Here is an 18,187-nt window from a genome sequence, read left to right as displayed (position 1 = left end):
CTTGGCAGACTGGACCAGTGCCTCAGACCGTGCTGCTTGCCGAAGACGACCGCGCCATCCGCCATGCCCTGGAGCGGGCGCTGACGCTGGAGGGGTATCAGGTCACGGCCGTGGCGGACGGCGTGGAAGCGCTGGCGCACGCGCACAAGTCGCCCCCCGACGTCCTCGTCCTCGACGTGATGATGCCCGGCATCGACGGGCTCCAGGTATGCCGGGTACTACGGGCCGAGGGCGACCGGACGCCGATCCTGATGCTGACCGCGCTCGTCGAGACCGCCGACCGCATCGCCGGACTCGACGCGGGCGCCGACGACTACGTCGTGAAGCCCTTCGACGTCGAGGAGGTCTTCGCGCGGCTGCGGGCCCTCCTGCGGCGCACCAGCACCGCACCCGGCGCCCCCGCCCCGCTCGCCAGCGCGCCCGCTCCCAAGGAACCGCCCGTGTCCGACCGGCACATCGAGGCCGCCGGCCTGCGCATGGACCCCCAGGCGCGGCGGGCCTGGCGCGGCGCGCGTGAACTCGAACTGACCCGGACCGAGTTCGAACTCCTCGAACTCCTCGTCCGCAACTCGGGGATCGTCCTCGACCACTCCACCATCTACGACCGCATCTGGGGCTACGACTTCGGCCCCGGTTCGAAGAACCTCGCCGTCTACGTCGGCTATCTGCGGCGGAAACTCGACGAGCCCGGCGCACCTCAGCTGATTCACACCGTCCGGGGTGTGGGGTACGTCCTCAGGGAGGACTGAGTGGGCCGGCTGCGGCGGCTGTTCGCCCGGCGGCGCCCCGAACTCGCCTCGCTCGGCACGACGTTCGCGGTGTCCTTCGCAGTGGTCACCGCCGTCGTGGCGATGTTCGTCGGGATCGTCTCCTACAACGCCGCCGCCCGACTCGTCCGCGTCGACCAGCAGTCGGTGTTCAGCGAGGTCGTCCAGGACCTGCGCGAGGAGGTCCGGGCGCAGCGGATGACGCCGGAGGACTTCTCGTCCTCCGCGCCCGGCCACGACCTCGTCCGGCCCGCCCGCACCAACGTCCAGGTCCTCGGGCCGGACGGGAGCGTCGTCGACCCCGGCCAGCCCAAGCTGCCCGTCACCGGCGCCGACCGCAGGATCGCGACGGCCACGGTCCCCGGAACTCTCGTCCAGCACAAGGGAGTCGACGTCGGCGACGACGTCTACCGCGTCGCCACCGTCTCCCTCGGGCGCGGCTGGGGTGCCGTCCAGGTCGCCCAAGAGTTCAGCGGTACCGAGGACTTGCTGCGCAACCTCCAGCAACGCACCTTCGTCCTCATGGCAGTTGTCGTCATCGCCGCCGGGCTGTTCGGCTGGTGGCTGGCCCGGCGCATCACGCGCAGGCTCGTCCTGCTGACGACCGCCGCCGAGGACGTCGCCCGAACTCGCCGTCTGGGCATCCAGGTTCCGGTCACCGGGTACGACGAGGTCGGCCGGCTCGGGCGGGCCTTCGACCGGATGCTCGGGCGGCTCGCGCAGTCCGAGGAGGACCAGCGGCGCCTCGTCCAGGACGCCGGGCACGAGCTGCGCACGCCGCTCACCTCGCTGCGCACCAACATCTCCCTGCTGCGCCGGATAGACGAACTCCCGCTCTCCACAAGGGAAGAGCTCGTCGCCGACCTCGGGCAGGAGGCCCGCGAGCTGACCGACCTCGTCAACGAACTCGTCGACCTCGCGGCCGGGCAGTCCGACACCGAGCCGCCGCAGCGCGTCGACCTCGCCGACATCGCCGAGGAGGCCGCGGGCGCGGCCCGGCGGCGCAGCGGGCGGGAGGTCGTCGTGCGCGTCAGCGGGGACACGACGACCGACGGGCGGCCGGGGATGCTCCAGCGCGCGGTCTCCAACCTCGTCGAGAACGCGACCAAGTTCGACCGGGACGGGAAGGGGCCGATCGAGATCAGCGTGACCGGGCCCGCGCGGCCCGGGACCGTCCGCGTCGAAGTGCTCGACCGGGGGCCGGGGATCTCCGAGGACGACCTCACGCGGGTCTTCGACCGCTTCTACCGTGCCGCCGACGCCCGTTCGCTCCCCGGCTCCGGTCTCGGCCTGTCCATCGTCCGCGAGGTCGCCCTCTCCCACGGCGGGACGCCCTACGCGCACCGCCGCGCGGGCGGCGGGTCGGTGATTGGCTTCACCGTGGGCGGTGGCTGAGCATCCGCGGTTGGCCGCGCGGGAGTTGGGCGCACGGGGCGAGGGCGGCGAGCACCGGTTCCGGGGCGCCCGCGCCGTCGTCGCGCCCGGACTGTCGGGGCGCGACCGGATCGCGGTGGCGGGGGACGCGGACGACGCCGTCGTACTCGTGCGCGGGCGGCTCCGCGAGGTCGGGTCCGCGAGGTCGGGTCCGCGTACCGGCCGTTCGGCGAGGCGGAGTTGGTGCGGCGGCTGGTGGCGGGGGTGCCCGAACTCGTGTCCGGCGGGCCGGAGTTCTTCTGGATGGAGACCTCGGTGGGGCCCGGCGTCCCGGACGGGGTGGGGCGGCTCGACGCCCAAGGGGAGTGCGCGGCGGGGGAGTTGTTCCGGGAGTGGTTGCCGTAACCGTACGCGTAGCCCGGACGGGAAGGGGTGCGGCGGTGGGCCGGGGTGAGGGGTGACGGGGTAACCGGCGCCGGGCGAGGGGGAGTTGGCGGGGTGAGGTGCGGGTCAGGGGCGCCGGGGCGCGGGGCGCGGCTGCTCGCCGTTGCCGCAGATGCCTGGTCCGCCGAGGAGTGCGGTTTCCTCGCCGGTGTCGTCACGCGTCCCGACGCGCGCGGGCGGGGGCTGGGGGAGGACCCGGTGGTGGCGCGGGCCGCGTTCGAGGCGTGCGTCGCCGAAGTCTGCGCGCGGGACGCGTGGTTGACGGATCATCCCGTCCGAGTGACCTGGCCCGGCGGCCAGTTCGCCAGCGGACGGCTGCCCGCCGGGCACCGGCTACTGAGCCTCGTCCAGACCGCCCACGCGGACGCGACCGACGCCCCCGCGCCCCGGGAACGCGGGGCGACCTACGGCAGTGACCTGCGTTGTACACCGGCGCCGGGATCCCCGCGCTCCAGTACGGCCCCGGTGACATCGGGGCCGCCCACAGCGCGCGAGGTCGTGTCGGTCAGGGAGTCCGTGGGAGTGGCGAGGGCCCTGGCGCTGATGGTCGTACGGGAGCTGGGTACCGCCTGAAGCTCAGGACGTCGCCGCGCTGCCCCCCGTAGTACCTACGGAGGACCCACCCTGAGTACCGGCGGACGTCCCGCCCGTACCGCCCGTCGCAGCCCCGCCCGTCCCCGCCGGCGTCTCCGTCATGAAGTTCTTCCACCCGCCCGCGGGCGCCTGCCCCACGTCCAGCCGGCGCAGCTTCTCCAGCACCTCCGGCTTCTGGACGTCCAGCCAGTCCGTGAACTGCCGGAAGGAGACGAGCCGGACATCGGCCCCCTTCTCCTTCTCCGCGGCGATGTGCTTGAACGCCTCCTCGACGGAGTCCATGTAGATCCCGCCGTTCCACTGCTCGAAGTGGTTGCCGATGAAGAAGGGGGCGCGGTTGGTGGTGTACGCGCGCTGGAAGCCCTGGATGTAGGCGCCCGCGGACTGCTTGCGCCAGCCCGGATAGTTGTGCGCGGGCGCCTTCGTCGAGTTGAGCGACTGGTTGGCCATCATGTTGTAGTCCATCGACAGGACCTCGAACTTACGGCCGGGGAAAGGTATCGCCTGGAGCGGGAAGTCCCAGATCCCGTTCCGCTTCTTGGGCCACACCTGCCGCCCGCCCGGCGACGACGCGTCGTAGCGCCAGCCCAGCTCACGGGCGGTGGGCAGCAGGTTGTCCTGGCCGAGGAGGCACGGCGTGCGCCCGCCGACCAGCTCCTTCTCGTAGTCGAAGGGGAGCGACGGCAGGTCCGTCCAGCCCGTGTTGGTCCGCCACTGCTTGACGAACGCCTTGGCCTGGTCGATCTCGCTGCGCCACTGCTTGGCCGTCCACCACTTCACGGACCCGTGGGACTCCCCGCAGAAGTGCCCGTTGAAGTGCGTCCCGATCTCGTGCCCCTCCAGCCAGGCCCGCCGCACGTTGGTCAGGGTCGCCTTGACGTGGTCGTCGGTGAGGTAGCCGATGTCGGAGGCGCCGCGCCGGTTGTTCGGCGGCTCGTACAGCCGTTTCTTGCTCTCCGGGAGCAGGTACAGCCCGGAGAGGAAGAACGTCATCGACGCGCCGTGCTCCTTGGCGAGGTCGAGGAAGCGGGGGAAGAGGCCGTTGCCGACCTCGCCCGCGCCGTCCCAGGAGAAGATCACGAACTGCGGCGGCTCCTGTCCGGGCTCCAGCGGCTCCGGCTTGGCCGGCTGGTGGGGCTGCTTGCCGGTGAACGCGGTCGAGCCGTCCCCGATGGGCTTCGCCGGAGCGCTGGGTTTGTCGCCGCCCTTCGGGGAGCCGCTTGCGGACGGGCTGCTGTCGTCGCCGGAACCGGAACCTCCGGAGGACGAGCCGCAGGCGGTCAGTCCCGCGGCGGCGGCAGCGCCCGCCCCGAGTCCTATGGCTCCCCTTCGGGTGACAGTGCGCATGGACCTTCCGTTCGTCACGTTTTCTCTGGATGGTTCACCCATTCAGAGGAGGTGCAGAACGAAGAGGTTCCCTCAGCAGTTCCGGGTTTGGTAACAGAAGCAACCGATTCCGGCCGCCGCCGCAAGAGACTCAAGTACTACGGGACGTCCCTTACGCCCCGAACGCCTTGTCCTTACCCTTCACCGGCTTCGCCCCGGCCCGCAGATGCGCCGGCACCAGGTCGATCGCGGGCTCCGAGTAGCCGACGGAGACGATCCGGTCGCCCTCGTACGTGAACGTCGTCAGCGAGGCCAGCGTGCACTGACGCTTGCGCGGGTCGTGCCACAGCCGACGCCGCTCGACGTACGAACGGACGATCCAGATCGGCAGCTGGTGACTGACCAGCACCGCCTCGTGACCGCGCGCCTGATCCCGCGCGGCGTCCAGCGCGCTCTTCATCCGCACGACCTGGTCGACGTACGGCTCGCCCCAGGACGGCTTGAACGGGTTGACGAGGTGCGGCCAGTTGCCCGGTTTGCGTAGCGCGCCGTCGCCGACGCCGAACGTCTTGCCCTGGAAGAAGTTCCCCGCCTCGATCAGCCGCGCGTCGGAGGCGAGGTCGAGCCCGTGCGCCTTCGCGATCGGCGTCGCCGTCTCCTGCGCCCGCTCCAGCGGGGACGCGACGACGTACGTGACGTCCCGCGCGGACAGGTGCTCGGCGACCCGGTCGGCCATCTGCCGGCCCAGCTCCGACAGGTGGTAGCCGGGCAGGCGGCCGTACAGGATGCCGTCCGGGTTGTGCACCTCGCCGTGGCGCATCAGGTGGACGACGGTGAGTTCCTTGCTGCTGCTCATGCTGCCGTTGCCTCCGCGGCTGCTGTGGCCGCCGCCGGGAGGGCGTCGGCGATTCTCTGGACGGCACGCTCGTCGTGGGCGGTCGACACGAACCACGACTCGAACGACGACGGCGGCAGGTAGACGCCGTTCGCCAGGAGGGAGTGGAAGAACGCCGTGAAGCGGAACGACTCCTGCGCCTTGGCGTCGTCGTAATTGCGCACCGGACGGTCGGTGAAGAAGACGGAGAACATGTTGGACGCGCTCTGCACGGTGTGCGCGACGCCCTCCTTGGTGAGCGCCTGCGACACGAGCGCCTGGATCTGCTCGGAGACGGCCGCGAGCCTGACGTACGCGGCGTCGTCCAGCAGCCTCAGCTGCGCGAGGCCAGCGGCCGTCGCGACCGGGTTCCCGGAGAGGGTGCCGGCCTGGTAGACGGGCCCGGCGGGCGCGAGGTGCGCCATCACATCGGCGCGCCCCCCGAACGCGGCGGCGGGGAAGCCCCCGCCCATGACCTTCCCGAACGTCATCAGGTCCGGGACGACGCCGTCGACGCCGAACCACCCCGCGCGGCTCGTCCGGAAACCCGTCATGACCTCGTCGGACACGTACAGCGCACCGTTGGCCGCGCACAGGTCCTTCAGCCCCTGGTTGAAGCCGGGCAGCGGCGGGACGACGCCCATGTTGCCCGGCGACGCCTCGGTGATCACGCACGCGATCTCACCGGGGTGCAGCCGGAACGCCTCGCGCACCGCGTCGAGGTCGTTGTACGGCAGGACGATGGTGTCGCCGGCCTGCGCGCCCGTGACGCCCGGGGTGTCCGGGAGGGCGAAGGTGGCGACGCCGGAACCGGCGGCGGCCAGGAGGGCGTCCACGTGACCGTGGTAACAGCCCGCGAACTTCACGACCTTGGCGCGCCGGGTGAACCCCCGGGCCAGGCGGATCGCGGACATCGTCGCCTCGGTGCCGCTGGAGACGAGGCGGACCTGCTCCAGGGGGGCGATGCGGGCGACCATCTCCTCGGCGAGCGCGACCTCGCCCTCGCCGGGGGTGCCGAAGGATGTTCCACGTGAAACGGCGTCCTGGACGGCCGCGATGACCTCGGGGTGGGAGTGGCCGAGGATCATCGGGCCCCACGAGCAGACGAGGTCGACGTACTCACGGCCGTCCGCGTCCGTCAGGTAGGGGCCGGTGCCCGAGACCATGAAACGGGGGGTGCCGCCGACCGCACGGAACGCCCGCACCGGCGAGTTCACGCCGCCCGGCGTGACGGCTGCGGCGCGGTCGAACAGGGCCTGGGAGGCGGGCGCGTCGTATGTATAGGGCTGTTCGCTCATGACCTGCGGCTTCTCCGGCTTGCTGAGGGGAGACGGGGGTGGGACCTCCTCAGGGTAGGCCAGGGGTACTACGGGTACCGGGGGGCAGGGCTCGTGGAGCCGGGGGGCAGGGCTCATGGAGTCAGCCCCGGGCAGTCGTCGGAATCTGAGAAACTGGGATCTGATACATACAGCTCACACGGGCCGTACTGAACGGGGACCGGGACCATCCCGCGGACAGGATGTTTCACCGCACGTTTCGGCGGGCGGCCGTGGGGGAGGTCACTGACACGATGATCGGGTTGCGCGGGCGGTACCGCGCGTCCTAGAAAAGCAGTCGGGTGGAGATATGCATCGCGGTGGCGGACTGGGCGAGGGGACCGATGACCTGGGTCCTCGTCGTGCCCGGCGGGGAAGGCACCGGCGCGACGCGGAGGAAACTGACGAGGCACAGCAGACACATCAGGCACAGAGTGCGCAGCATCCGGCACAGAGTGCGCAGGGCGAACCCGAGACGGTCGGTCGGCTGATCGACCCGAGGGTCGACCGCCTGTCGGCGGGGAGCGGGAACGGTGGTCGGGTGGGCGTGACGTACAAATACTTCGGTGCCCCCGACGGCGCTACGGCGGCCCGCGTCCCCATCTCCATGCGGCCCGAGGAACTGGGCGGCGACGAGCTCGGGATGAACGGCATGTTCACCAAGATCAAGCCGGAGACGATGGCCGCGATGGTCCTCACCGGCATCGAGGGCGTCCCTCTCCACAAGGTCCCCCCGCTCGAACTCGTCGTCCTCCACCCCGACTACGCGGTCGTCAAGCTGCCCATGACCGTCGTCGATCCCCTGCGGGACATAGGCGAGGAGGCGGTCGGCGCGGCGGCCTTCATCTGGTCGACCGTGCCCGATCGCGGGGGGCCTCGGGACGCGTTCAATGTGTACCAACTGCTGCATGAGTGGCAGGACTTCAGCCATCGGCTGCATGAGGCGGGGCATCAGCCGTACTGCTTGGTGTGGCCGTGAGCCGGTTGGCGCGGCCGTGAGCCGGGTTCCGGCGGAGGTCGGGCGGGGGGCTTGCGCGGGTGCTTCTTCCGGGCTCTGAAATGCGGTTTTTCTGGTGTGAGGGGGGTGCGCAAGATCCTCAGAACGGGCATGCGAAACTTTTCACATGAGTGCCGTCAGCCGCGCATCCCGGCGTTCGAACAGCGTCTTTGAGTACCGGCCACGGTCGCGCCGGACCGTCCTGATGATGGCGGCCGGTGCCGCTGTGGGCGGGCTGGTGCTGTCCGCCTGCTCGTCGGGCGGGACCTCCGGCGGGGGCGGGGACACGCACTTCGTGATGGGGACCGACGGGATCGCCCGGGTCAAGGCGGGGGAGCGGGACGCCGCGCCCGACCTGTCGGGGAAGACGGTCACGGGACCGGACCTCGACGTCGCCTCGTTCAAGGGCAAGGTCGTCGTCCTCAACGTGTGGGGGTCCTGGTGCTCGCCCTGCCGGGCCGAGGCGCCGGGGTTCCAGAAGGTGTCGCAGAGTTTGCGGAGCAAGGGCGTCCAGTTCGTCGGGATCAACACCCGGGACACGAACAACGACAACGCGCTCGCCTTCGAGAAGGAGATGGGGGTGACGTACCCGAGCCTGTCGGACCCGACCGGCAAGCTGCTGCTGCGGTTCAAGAAGGGCACGCTCAACCTCCAGACGATCCCCTCCACGCTGGTGATCGACCGTGAGGGGAAGATCGCCGCGCGCTCGCTGTCGCCGCTGAGCGAGGAACGGCTGCGGGAGATGATCGAACCGGTGCTCGCGGAGAAGGCGTGAACACGATCGCCGTGGGTGAGCTGAACGGGACGGTCCTCAACGGCGCCCTGATACTGGCCCTGCCGATCGCGCTGCTCGGCGGGCTCGTCTCCTTCTTCTCGCCCTGCGTCCTCCCCCTAGTACCTGGGTATCTGTCGTACGTCACGGGGATCAGCGGCACCGACCTCGCGGAGGCCCGCCGGGGGCGGATGGTCGCCGGGGCCTCGCTCTTCGTCCTCGGCTTCACGGCCGTCTTCGTCTCCAGCGGTGCCCTGTTCGGGTACTTCGGGGACACCCTCCAGGAGAACAAGGACGTCCTGTCCAAGACCCTCGGCGTGCTCATGATCCTCATGGGCGTGTTCTTCATGGGGCTCATGCCGTGGATGACGCAGCGCGAGTTCCGCCTCCACAAGCGGCCGGTCACCGGGCTGGTCGGCGCCCCGCTGCTGGGCGCCCTGTTCGGCATCGGGTGGACGCCGTGCATCGGGCCGACGCTCGCCTCGGTGCTGGCCCTGTCCTCGCAGCAGTCCAGTGCCGGACGCGGGGCCATCCTGACCGTCGCCTACTGTCTGGGGCTGGGCGTACCGTTCGTGCTCGCGGCGGTCGCGTTCCGCAAGGCGCTGGGGGCCTTCTCCTGGGTCAAGCGGCACTACGTCTGGGTGATGCGGATCGGCGGCACGATGATGATCGTGACCGGTCTGCTGCTGCTGACCGGCGTCTGGGACGGCATGGTGCAGGACATGCAGTCCTGGTCCAACGGCTTCACTGTGGGGATCTGATCCATGAGCAAGACCAGCCCGACCCCTACGACCCGTAGTACCTCAGGGGCTCCCGACGGTGCGTCCAACGGCGCTTCCGACGAGGCCGACGGCCTCGGCGCCGCCGGCTCCCAGCTCTCCACCGCGCCGGACGAGGCCATCAACGTCCCCGCGCTCGGCGTCATCGGCTGGGCCCGCTGGTTCTGGCGCCAGCTCACCTCGATGCGGGTCGCGCTGCTCCTGCTCCTGCTCCTCGCGCTCGCCGCGATCCCCGGCTCGCTGATCCCGCAGACCGGCAGCGACGCCACGAAGGTCGCCGACTTCCGCAAGACGCACGACACGCTCGCGCCGATCTACGACCGGCTCGGCCTCTTCCACGTCTACAGCTCGGTGTGGTTCTCGGCGATCTACATCCTGCTGTTCGTCTCCCTGATCGGCTGCATCGTCCCGCGCACCTGGCAGTTCGTCGGCCAGCTCCGCTCCCGCCCGCCGGGCGCCCCCAAGAGGCTGACAAGACTTCCGGCCTACACCTCGTGGCGTACGGGCAGCAGTCCCGAAGAGGTACGGGAGACCGCACTCGCCCTGCTGAAGAAGCGCCGCTTCCGGGCGCACCTCGACGGGGACGCCGTCGCCGCCGAGAAGGGGTACCTGCGCGAGGTCGGCAACCTCGCCTTCCACATCGCGCTGATCGTCCTGCTCGTCGCGTTCGCCTGGGGCCAGCTGTTCAAGTCCGAGGGCAACAAGCTGATCGTCGAGGGCGACGGCTTCTCCAACGTCCTCCCGCAGTACGACGACTTCAAGTCGGGCAACCTCTTCGACACCGGCGAGGACCTGGTCCCGTTCAGTTTCCGGCTGCAGAAGTTCACGGGCACGTACGAGCTGACCGGCCCCAACCGCGGCACCCCGCGCACGTACGAGGCCGCCCTCACCTACAGCGAGGGCGCGTACGGCAAGGACAAGCAGACCGTCGTCAAGGTCAACCACCCGCTGGAGGTCGGCGACGCCAAGGTCTACCTGACGGCCCACGGGTACGCGCCCGTCATCACCGTCCGCGACGGCAAGGGCAAGGTCGTCTACCGCGACGCGGTCCCGCTGCTGCCGCTCGACAACAACGTCACCTCCTCGGGCGTCGTCAAGGTCATGGACGGCTACCGGGACGCCAAGGGCACCTCCGAACAGCTCGGGTTCCAGCTCTTCTTCCTGCCGACGTACACCCCGGGCAACGAGCTGGCGTCGACGTTCCCCGCGCTGATCAACCCGATCATGAACGTCGTCGGCTACCACGGTGACCTCGGCGTCAACTCCGGTATCCCGCAGAGTGTCTACCAGCTCGACAAGTCCCACATGAAGGAGTTCAAGGACGCCAAGGGCGACCAGCTCCGCAAGAACCTCACGCCGGGTGAGTCGATGACGCTGCCGAACGGCGCCGGGTCGATCACCTACGAGGGGACCAAGGAGTGGGCGAACTTCCAGGTCGTCCAGGATCCGGGCGGGGGCTGGGCGTTGGCCGGGGCCGTCGCCGCGATCTTCGGTCTCGCCGCGTCGCTCTTCGTGCAGCGCCGACGGGTCTGGGTGCGGACCTCGACCGGTCCCGACGGGGTGACGCTCGTCGAGATGGGCGGGCTCGGGCGCAGCGAGTCGGCGAAGGTGCCGGAGGAGCTGGGGGCGCTGGCGGACCGGCTGTACGACCGGCATCCGGGGGCGGAGGAGGACGGGGACGAGGGTGAGGCCGGGGGCGACCCTGAGGCGTCCCCTGGCTCCGAGGTATCCCCTGGCTCCGAGGTATCCCCTGAGGCATCCCCTAGCTCTGAAGTCGTCCCTGAATCCGGGAGCGATCCCGACCCCGACGAAACCCCCAACCCCCAAGCTGTCCCTTCCGAAGGGTCTGAGAAGTGACTCTCGCCGCCACGACGGAACTCGCCGCCGCGACCAACGAACACCTCGCCAACATCAGCAACACGCTGATCTACTCCTCGATGGCCGTCTACACGCTGGCCTTCTTCGCGTACATCGCCGAGTGGCTGTTCGGCAGCCGCAGCAAGGTCGGCCGCACGGCCGCCGCGCTCACCCCGGCCGCCGGTGCCGCCGCCAAGAAGAAGGCGCCGGCCGTGACGGTCAACAAGGCCGGCGGGACCGCCGTCCTGGAGCGCCCCCAGGTCGTCGTCCGCTCCGCCTCCGGCGCGCGCGACGTGCCGGACGGGCCCGGCGCGCACGGCGGTGACGAGCAGGGCGACATGTACGGCCGGATCGCGATCTCGCTCACGGTCCTCGCCTTCCTCGTCGAGCTGAGCGGCGTCATCACCCGCGCGGCCTCGGTCGAGCGGGCGCCGTGGGGCAACATGTACGAGTTCAACATCACGTTCTCGACGGTCGCGGTCGGCGTGTACCTGACGCTGCTGGCGCTGCGGAAGAACGTCCGCTGGCTCGGGCTGTTCCTCATCACGACGGTGCTGCTGGACCTCGGTCTCGCCGTCACCGTCCTCTACACCGCGAGCGACCAGCTCGTCCCCGCGCTGCACTCGTACTGGCTGTACATCCACGTCTCGACGGCCATCCTCTGCGGCGCGGTCTTCTACGTCGGCGCGGTCGCGACGATCCTGTACCTCTTCAAGGACAGCTACGAGAACAAGCTCGCGGGCGGGGGGACGCCGGGGAAGTTCGCGAACTCGGTGCTCGACCGGCTGCCGGCGTCCGCGTCCCTCGACAAGTTCGCGTACCGCGTCAACGCGGCCGTCTTCCCGCTGTGGACGTTCACGATCATCGCGGGGGCGATCTGGGCGGGCGACGCGTGGGGGCGGTACTGGGGGTGGGACCCGAAGGAGACCTGGTCCTTCATCACCTGGGTCGGATACGCCTGCTACCTGCACGCCCGCGCGACCGCCGGCTGGAAGGGGCGCAAGGCCGCGTACCTCGCGCTCCTCGCCTTCGGGTGCTGGCTGTTCAACTACTACGGCGTCAACATCTTCGTGAGCGGCAAGCACTCGTACGCCGGGGTGTGACCTCACGGCTGAGGCCGGTTCCTGTGACCCAGGTCACGGGAACCGGCCTTTGTCGTACGGACTGCCCCTCAGGAGGGCGGCAGGCACTCCCTGGCCGGAGGTTTCCCTTCCGGCCAGGCGATGCGGACGAAGCGGTTGCCGCCGTCGGTGGTGAGTTCGACGATCGGGACGGCTTTGTCGTAGGGGTTGCCGTGGGCGTCGAGGCAGATCCAGCCGCTGGCGCCGCTGACGCGCAAGGAGCCTTTGACCTGGGGCCATTGGAGGCCGACGTCGGCGAGGGGAGGGAGGGTGCCGCCCTCGGGGGTGGCTTCGCGGATGCCTTTGACGGCGAGGGTCATCGCGTCGTAGCCGATGATCAACTGGCCGTCGTCGAGGCCGATTTCACCGATCGGGCCGATCGGCTCGCGGGCGGCGCGGGTGATGAGGTCGATGAGGTTGTTCATGTCGGCGGCCGAACCACCCGGTGTTCCGGCGGGAGTCGAGGTCCAGGCGTCGGGGTGGGCGAGGGCGGAGTAGCGGACGGTGAGGTTGCGGCTGAGGGCGGTGCGGTCGAGCCCCTTGTCGCCCTCCAGGTAGGACCCTTCGTCGCCGGTGAGGACCGTGAACTTGCGGTCCTGGCAGCCTCGTCCCCCCAACGCGTTGATGAACTGCCGCAGTTGGATGTGGCGCCCGGCGAAGAGGATCGTGTCCGTCCCCGGCGTCGTGTCGCAGACGAGGTGGGTGATCTGCCGGAAGGTGTTCGCGGTGGTCCCCTCCTGACTGCGGTCGGCGGGCGGCGTGAACGGCTGGGGCTCGTAGGGGGAGCCCTTGATCAGCGCGGCGAAGGAGTCCTGGAGCGTACGCGTGTAGGGGTCACCGGGCTTGTCGTAGACGAGGATCGCCTTGCCGGCCCCCACTTTCGCGAAGGACGCGAGTGCCCGCGCCTCGTCGGTGTTGGTCGGCGCGACCCGCGCGAGCCCGGGGAAGGGGTCCCGCCCGCGCTGCCCGTTGGCGAGGTCGTCGGCGGTGATGGACGCGCCGACGACGGGAATGCCCCGCGCGGTCAGCTCGGCCACGGCCGCCTTGTTGGCCTCGGTGCTGTTCCCGACCCCGGCGACGGCCCGCAGCCGGTCCTCGGAGCGGGTCATCTCGTCGAGCCGGTCCACCATCAGGTCCCAGTGCGCGCTGGTCGCACCGGGGTTGGCGAGCACGAGCCGGATCGCCGGAGTCTGACCGTTGGCCGCGTGGTTGGCCTGCCACTGCGCCAAGTAGGCGCCCTGTAGCTCGTGTTGGACGTCCCGCAGCGTGGACGGCGCGGTCGCGGTGTACGGCAGCATCAGCGCGACGGTGACGTACGACCCCTTCTTCAGGCTCGCGTTCTCCCTAGCGATCGCCCGTACGGGGTCCCGGAGTTGGGGCCGGCCGAAGTCGTACGCCGACGCCGTCACCCCGACGCACTCGGAGCTGCCCGGAGGCCGTTCGACGCCGTCCGCGCAGGACCGGTCCTCGGCGAGCAGCACCCGGACGCCGATCACCACCCCGACGACCAGCGCGGCCGAGACCACGATCGTGACGTACCGGTAGAGCCGGATCGACCAGAACTCGCGCAGCCTTCTCGGCATCAGACGTCCCCCTCGTCGTCGTTCGGCAGACCGAGCGGCCGCCCGGCCAGCGCGTCCGCGGGCCACGACCGGGACGCCGCGAACAGCAGCGCGCCCCCGTCCGGGCGCAGATCGGAGAGCTGTTCCAGTTCGAACCTGAGCCGGTCGCACACCCGTGGATCCGGCAGCACCAGCGGATCGCTCACCTGCCAGACGGCGTGCAGCAGCCGCCGTACCCGCAGGTGCAACGCGGCGTTCTCCGGCGGCGGCCCGCCGACGGCGTCCCGGTGCCCCAGCGCGATCGCCGCCCGCCGGTCCTCGGGCCCGAAGCAGGGCGCCGAGGCGACGAACCGCAGCCGGTCCAGCCAGTCACGGACCGGCAACTCGGGGAAGCCGTCCCGGAGTTCGGCGACCGCGCCGGCCGTGTCACCGAGGGCGAGTTCGTGGTGGAGCCGGTAGACGGCGGGGCCGTCCGCGTAGTGCCGGATCAACTCCTCGTGCACGTCACGCCACTTGGCCCGGTCGGGGCTGTGGTGGTGCAGCCGCAGGAGCAGCAGGGTGCGCACGAACCGGTCGCCGACGAAGTGCCCCGGCGCCTGCGCGACCCCCTCCGCGACGAGCCGCGCCCGCAGGGTCCGCACCCCCGAAGAACCGAAGTCCTCCGGGAGTTGGGAGGCGGCGAGCGCGACGGCCGACTCGTGGTCGTGGGCCGCCGCGAGAACCGTCAGCTCGTCCAGCCGGTCCGCCGGGACCAGTCGGCGCAGGAGTTCGCCGTACGCCGGGCGCCGGTCCTCCTCGTCGAGCTGGAGGCGCCGGGTCAGCAGCCGGGCCAACGTCCCCGCGTGCGAGGGATGTTGGCGGGCCGCCGTCGCGGTGAGGACGATGCCGAGCGGGTTGCCGCCGGTCAACCGGTAGATCGCGTGCGGGAGTTGGGGCGGGTAGGCGAAGTCCTCGCAGACCGCGCCGACGATGTGGAGGGTGTCGTCCGGGGAGAGCGGCGGCAGCTCCACCAGCAGGGAGCCCTGCAACGGCCGCAGCTCCCGGGCGACTTCGGACAGCTCGCGCCGCTGCGCGCCCTGCGGCACCCCGCTCCCACGCACGGTCGCCACGATCACCGCCGGATCGACGGTGCCCTCCGCGCGGTCCCGCAGCACCGCGTCCAGCAGGCCGGGGCCGGGGACGGTGCCCGCGTTGTCGAGGAGGACGACGGGTCTGCCCAGCCGCGTCAGATGCGAGCCGATGCCGGTGTACCCCTCGGCGAGGTCGGCCAACAGGGCGCGCACCAGCCAGCGTTCGGCGTGCTCGCGGGAGGTGCCGCCGGCGCGGAAGTTGCCCGACAGGAGCAGCAGACCGCGCTTGGCGTTGCCGCCCGCGTTCGGATAGGCCCGGTACCAGGCCGACGGGCGCTGTTCCTTGCGCGAGGACACGCCGTCCGACAGGGCCTCCAGCGTCGCCTCGACGGCCGCCGCGACGTACGGGCCCTGGCCGGTGGCGGCGGCGATCACCTTCGCGGCGACGCGGGCGGCCCAGCGGCCGGCCATCGAGAAGCGGGAGCGGTGCTCGTTGAGCAGCAGCAGCCGGGTCAGCTCGCGCCGGATGCGCTCGGAGTCGGTGCCGCCGCTCCACTCGCCGGCCCGCACCGCGACCAGCCCCGCCGTGAGCCGGGGGAACGTCAACTGGCCCGCCGCGCGGACCGGTTCGGTCAACTGCTCGGCGAGCACCAGCAGGGCCTGCCACAGCGGGGACCAGGAGTCGGTGCTCTCGTCGTGCGGGGGCGCGGCGAACTGGTCGTCCTCGCAGTCGATCCGGGCCAGCGGGGTGCGTTTGCGTGACTCGCCCCTGCGGGTGCGTTCGGTGTAGGCCGCCTCGATCTCGTCCAGCACCGCCGTCTTGCCGAGTCCGCGCCCGCCGGTCAGCACCAACACCGGCTGTACGCCGGGGTGTTCGGACTTGACGGCCAGGTGCTCGTACGGCCGCAGCCCGGTCAGCCGGGGCAGCAGTCCGGGTGGCTCCACCTCGAACAGGGCGCCCCGGCCGTGCAGTTGTCCGTGCACCACGCCTCCCCCCAGAGCGATGGTCCTGGACGCAAGGGTAAGGACGGGAGGGAGGTGCGGAACAGACGTCGGCGACATTGACGTACAAACGAAACCCGGGGCCCGTCCAAGTGGACGGACCCCGGGCTCAGTCGGCCTCGATCGGCCTCAACGGCTCACGCCAGGTCGAAGCGGTCCAGCTCGGCGACCTTCACCCACGCGGCGACGAAGTCCTTGACGAACTTCTCCTTCGCGTCGTCGCTCGCGTACACCTCGGCCAGCGCGCGCAGCTCGGAGTTGGAGCCGAAGACCAGGTCGGCGCGGGTCCCCGTCCACTTCACCTCGCCGTCGACCCGGCCCTCGAACGCGGTCTGCGAGGCGTCGGTGCCCTTCCACGCCGTGCCCAGGTCGAGCAGGTTGACGAAGAAGTCGTTCGACAGGACGCCCGGACGGTCCGTGAGGACACCGGCCTTGCTGTCGCCGTGCGAGACGCCCAGCGCGCGCAACCCGCCGACCAGGACGGTCAGTTCGGGGGCGCTCAGGGTGAGCAGGTTCGCGCGGTCCAGCAGCAGGTACTCGGCCGGGAGGCGGTTGCCCTTGCCGTAGTAGTTGCGGAAACCGTCGGCGACCGGCTCGAGCGCCGCGAACGACTCGGCGTCCGTGTGTTCGTCGCCCGCGTCCACGCGGCCCGGCGTGAACGGCACTTCGAGGTCGTAACCGCCGTCCTTGGCGGCCTTCTCGACCGCGGCGACGCCGCCGAGGACGATCAGGTCGGCGAGCGAGACCTTCTTCGCGCCCTGCGCGTCGAAGTCGGCCTTCACGCCCTCCAGGACACGCAGGACCTGCGCGAGCTGGTCGGGCTCGTTCACCTCCCAGCTGCGCTGCGGCTCCAGGCGGATACGGGCGCCGTTGGCACCGCCGCGCTTGTCGCTGCCGCGGAACGTGGACGCCGACGCCCAGGCCACGGAGGCGAGTTGAGTGACCGTCAAGTCGGAGGCGAGGATCTTCGCCTTGAGCGCGGTGACGTCGGCCGCGTCGATGGCCTCGCCCTCGGCCTCGGGCAGCGGGTCCTGCCAGATCAGCGTCTCGGCGGGGACCTCGGGGCCGACGTGCAGGACCTTCGGGCCCATGTCACGGTGCGTCAGCTTGTACCAGGCGCGGGCGAACGCGTCCGCGAACTGGTCCGGGTTCTCCAGGAAACGGCGGGAGATCTGCTCGTAGACCGGGTCGAAGCGCAGCGCCAGGTCGGTGGTGAGCATGTTCGGCGCGATCTTCTTGTTCGGGTCGTGGGCCGAGGGGACCGTGCCCTCGCCCGCGCCGCCCTTCGGCTTCCACTGCTTCGCGCCCGCTGGGGACTCCGTCAGCTCCCACTCGAAGCTGAAGAGGTTCCAGAAGAAATTGTTCGACCACTTGGTAGGCGTCGAGGTCCAGGTGACCTCCAGGCCCGACGTGATGGTGTCCGCGCCCTTGCCGGTGCCGTAGCTGTTGCGCCAGCCCAGGCCCTGCTCCTCCATCGACGCGCCCTCGGGGTCGGCGCCGACGTGGCTGTCGGAGGCCGCGCCGTGGGTCTTGCCGAAGGTGTGACCGCCGGCGATGAGGGCGACCGTCTCCTCGTCGTCCATCGCCATGCGGCGGAACGTCTCACGGATGTCGCGGGCCGCCGCGATCGGGTCCGGATTGCCGTTCGGGCCCTCGGGGTTGACGTAGATGAGGCCCATCTGGACGGCGCCCAGGGGCTCTTCGAGCTGGCGGTCGCCGGTGTAGCGCTGGTCGTCGAGCCAGGTGGTCTCGGGGCCCCAGTAGACGTCCTCCTCGGACTCCCAGACGTCAACTCGCCCGCCGGAGAAGCCGAACGTGGTGAAGCCCATCGACTCCAGCGCCACGTTGCCCGCGAGGATCATCAGGTCGGCCCACGACAGGCTCTGGCCGTACTTCTTCTTCACCGGCCACAGCAGCCGGCGGGCCTTGTCCAGGTTGGCGTTGTCCGGCCAGCTGTTCAGCGGCGCGAAACGCTGCTGGCCGGCGCCGGCGCCGCCACGGCCGTCGCTGATGCGGTAGGTGCCGGCGGAGTGCCACGCCATGCGGACCATGAACGGGCCGTAGTGGCCGAAGTCGGCGGGCCACCAGTCCTGCGAGGTGGTCAGCACCTCCTCGATGTCCCGCTTCACGGCCGGCAGGTCCAGGGCCTTGAACGCCTCGGCGTAGTCGAACTCCTCACCGAGCGGGTTCGCCACGGCCGGGTTCTTGGCCAGGATCTTCAGGTTCAGCCGGTCCGGCCACCACTGGCGGTTGCCGCCGCCCTGCGTGGGGTGCGGGGCTCGGCCGCCGTGCGCCACCGGGCACTTTGCTTCTTCGGCGTTCTCGGACATGG

General features: G+C 70.8%; 14 protein-coding genes and 1 pseudogene. 9 read left to right on the top strand and 6 right to left on the bottom strand.

All coding sequences use genetic code 11. From position 1 onward, the window contains the following. Positions 1-17: 17 nt before the first annotated feature. The 4 genes and pseudogenes from IAG44_RS16875 to IAG44_RS16860 form a co-directional block, all read left to right on the top strand. Positions 18-749, top strand: a complete 732-nt coding sequence (locus IAG44_RS16875; protein WP_187747925.1) for a response regulator transcription factor — start codon at positions 18-20, stop codon at positions 747-749. Beyond that, positions 750-2,162, top strand: a complete 1,413-nt coding sequence (locus IAG44_RS16870; RefSeq protein WP_187747924.1) for a sensor histidine kinase — start codon at positions 750-752, stop codon at positions 2,160-2,162. A gap of 222 nt (positions 2,163-2,384) precedes the next feature. After that, positions 2,385-2,546: a hypothetical protein gene (locus tag IAG44_RS16865; protein ID WP_187747923.1), complete on the top strand. Its 162-nt coding sequence runs from the start codon at positions 2,385-2,387 to the stop codon at positions 2,544-2,546. Positions 2,547-2,759: 213 nt separating this feature from the next. Beyond that, positions 2,760-3,158 (top strand): annotated as a pseudogene (locus IAG44_RS16860) (peptidase M20); the annotation flags it as partial. Between the two features lie 3 nt (positions 3,159-3,161). Here IAG44_RS16860 and IAG44_RS16855 read toward each other — a convergent pair. The 3 genes from IAG44_RS16855 to hemL form a co-directional block, all read right to left on the bottom strand. Then, a complete protein-coding gene (locus IAG44_RS16855; protein WP_187747922.1) occupies positions 3,162-4,526 on the bottom strand; it encodes a polysaccharide deacetylase family protein in 1,365 nt (454 codons plus the stop codon). Positions 4,527-4,677: 151 nt separating this feature from the next. Further along, a complete protein-coding gene (locus tag IAG44_RS16850) occupies positions 4,678-5,361 on the bottom strand; it encodes a histidine phosphatase family protein (protein ID WP_187747921.1) in 684 nt (227 codons plus the stop codon). Next, positions 5,358-6,677 carry a glutamate-1-semialdehyde 2,1-aminomutase gene (hemL, locus tag IAG44_RS16845; protein WP_187747920.1) on the bottom strand — a complete coding sequence of 440 codons (1,320 nt, stop codon included), beginning with the start codon at positions 6,675-6,677 and terminating at the stop codon, positions 5,358-5,360. Before hemL ends, IAG44_RS16850 begins: the two co-directional genes overlap by 4 nt. 559 nt (positions 6,678-7,236) lie before the next feature. Between hemL and IAG44_RS16840 the strand changes: the two genes are divergently transcribed. The 5 genes from IAG44_RS16840 (at position 7,237) to ccsB (ending at position 12,203) form a co-directional block, all read left to right on the top strand. Then, complete coding sequence (locus IAG44_RS16840) at positions 7,237-7,674, top strand: hypothetical protein (RefSeq protein WP_010353923.1); 438 nt, start codon at positions 7,237-7,239, stop codon at positions 7,672-7,674. Between the two features lie 145 nt (positions 7,675-7,819). Further along, the gene (locus IAG44_RS16835; RefSeq protein WP_187747919.1) at positions 7,820-8,467 is read left to right on the top strand and encodes a TlpA family protein disulfide reductase; all 648 of its coding nucleotides are present in this window, start codon (positions 7,820-7,822) and stop codon (positions 8,465-8,467) included. Then, on the top strand, positions 8,464-9,225 hold the full coding sequence (locus IAG44_RS16830; protein WP_187747918.1) for a cytochrome c biogenesis CcdA family protein: 762 nt from the start codon (positions 8,464-8,466) through the stop codon (positions 9,223-9,225). Before IAG44_RS16835 ends, IAG44_RS16830 begins: the two co-directional genes overlap by 4 nt. Positions 9,226-9,228: 3 nt before the next feature. Continuing rightward, a complete protein-coding gene (gene resB, locus IAG44_RS16825; RefSeq protein WP_187747917.1) occupies positions 9,229-11,100 on the top strand; it encodes a cytochrome c biogenesis protein ResB in 1,872 nt (623 codons plus the stop codon). Beyond that, entirely contained in the window at positions 11,097-12,203 is a 1,107-nt protein-coding gene (gene ccsB, locus IAG44_RS16820) for a c-type cytochrome biogenesis protein CcsB (protein WP_187747916.1), read from the top strand. Before resB ends, ccsB begins: the two co-directional genes overlap by 4 nt. 68 nt (positions 12,204-12,271) lie before the next feature. On the opposite strand, the gene IAG44_RS16815 is transcribed toward ccsB, so the two are convergent. The 3 genes from IAG44_RS16815 to katG form a co-directional block, all read right to left on the bottom strand. After that, positions 12,272-13,804, bottom strand: a complete 1,533-nt coding sequence (locus tag IAG44_RS16815) for an ABC transporter substrate-binding protein (protein ID WP_187747915.1) — start codon at positions 13,802-13,804, stop codon at positions 12,272-12,274. After that, a complete protein-coding gene (locus IAG44_RS16810) occupies positions 13,804-15,840 on the bottom strand; it encodes an ATP-binding protein (RefSeq protein WP_187747914.1) in 2,037 nt (678 codons plus the stop codon). Before IAG44_RS16810 ends, IAG44_RS16815 begins: the two co-directional genes overlap by 1 nt. Positions 15,841-15,992: 152 nt before the next feature. After that, a complete protein-coding gene (gene katG / locus IAG44_RS16805) occupies positions 15,993-18,185 on the bottom strand; it encodes a catalase/peroxidase HPI (RefSeq protein ID WP_187747913.1) in 2,193 nt (730 codons plus the stop codon). Positions 18,186-18,187 lie beyond the last annotated feature (2 nt).

Origin of the sequence: Streptomyces roseirectus, from assembly GCF_014489635.1 — a bacterium.
Classification (GTDB): Bacteria; Actinomycetota; Actinomycetes; order Streptomycetales; family Streptomycetaceae; genus Streptomyces; species Streptomyces roseirectus.
Note: the sequence above shows the minus strand (reverse complement) of the source record. Positions and strands in the feature narration are given on the sequence as shown.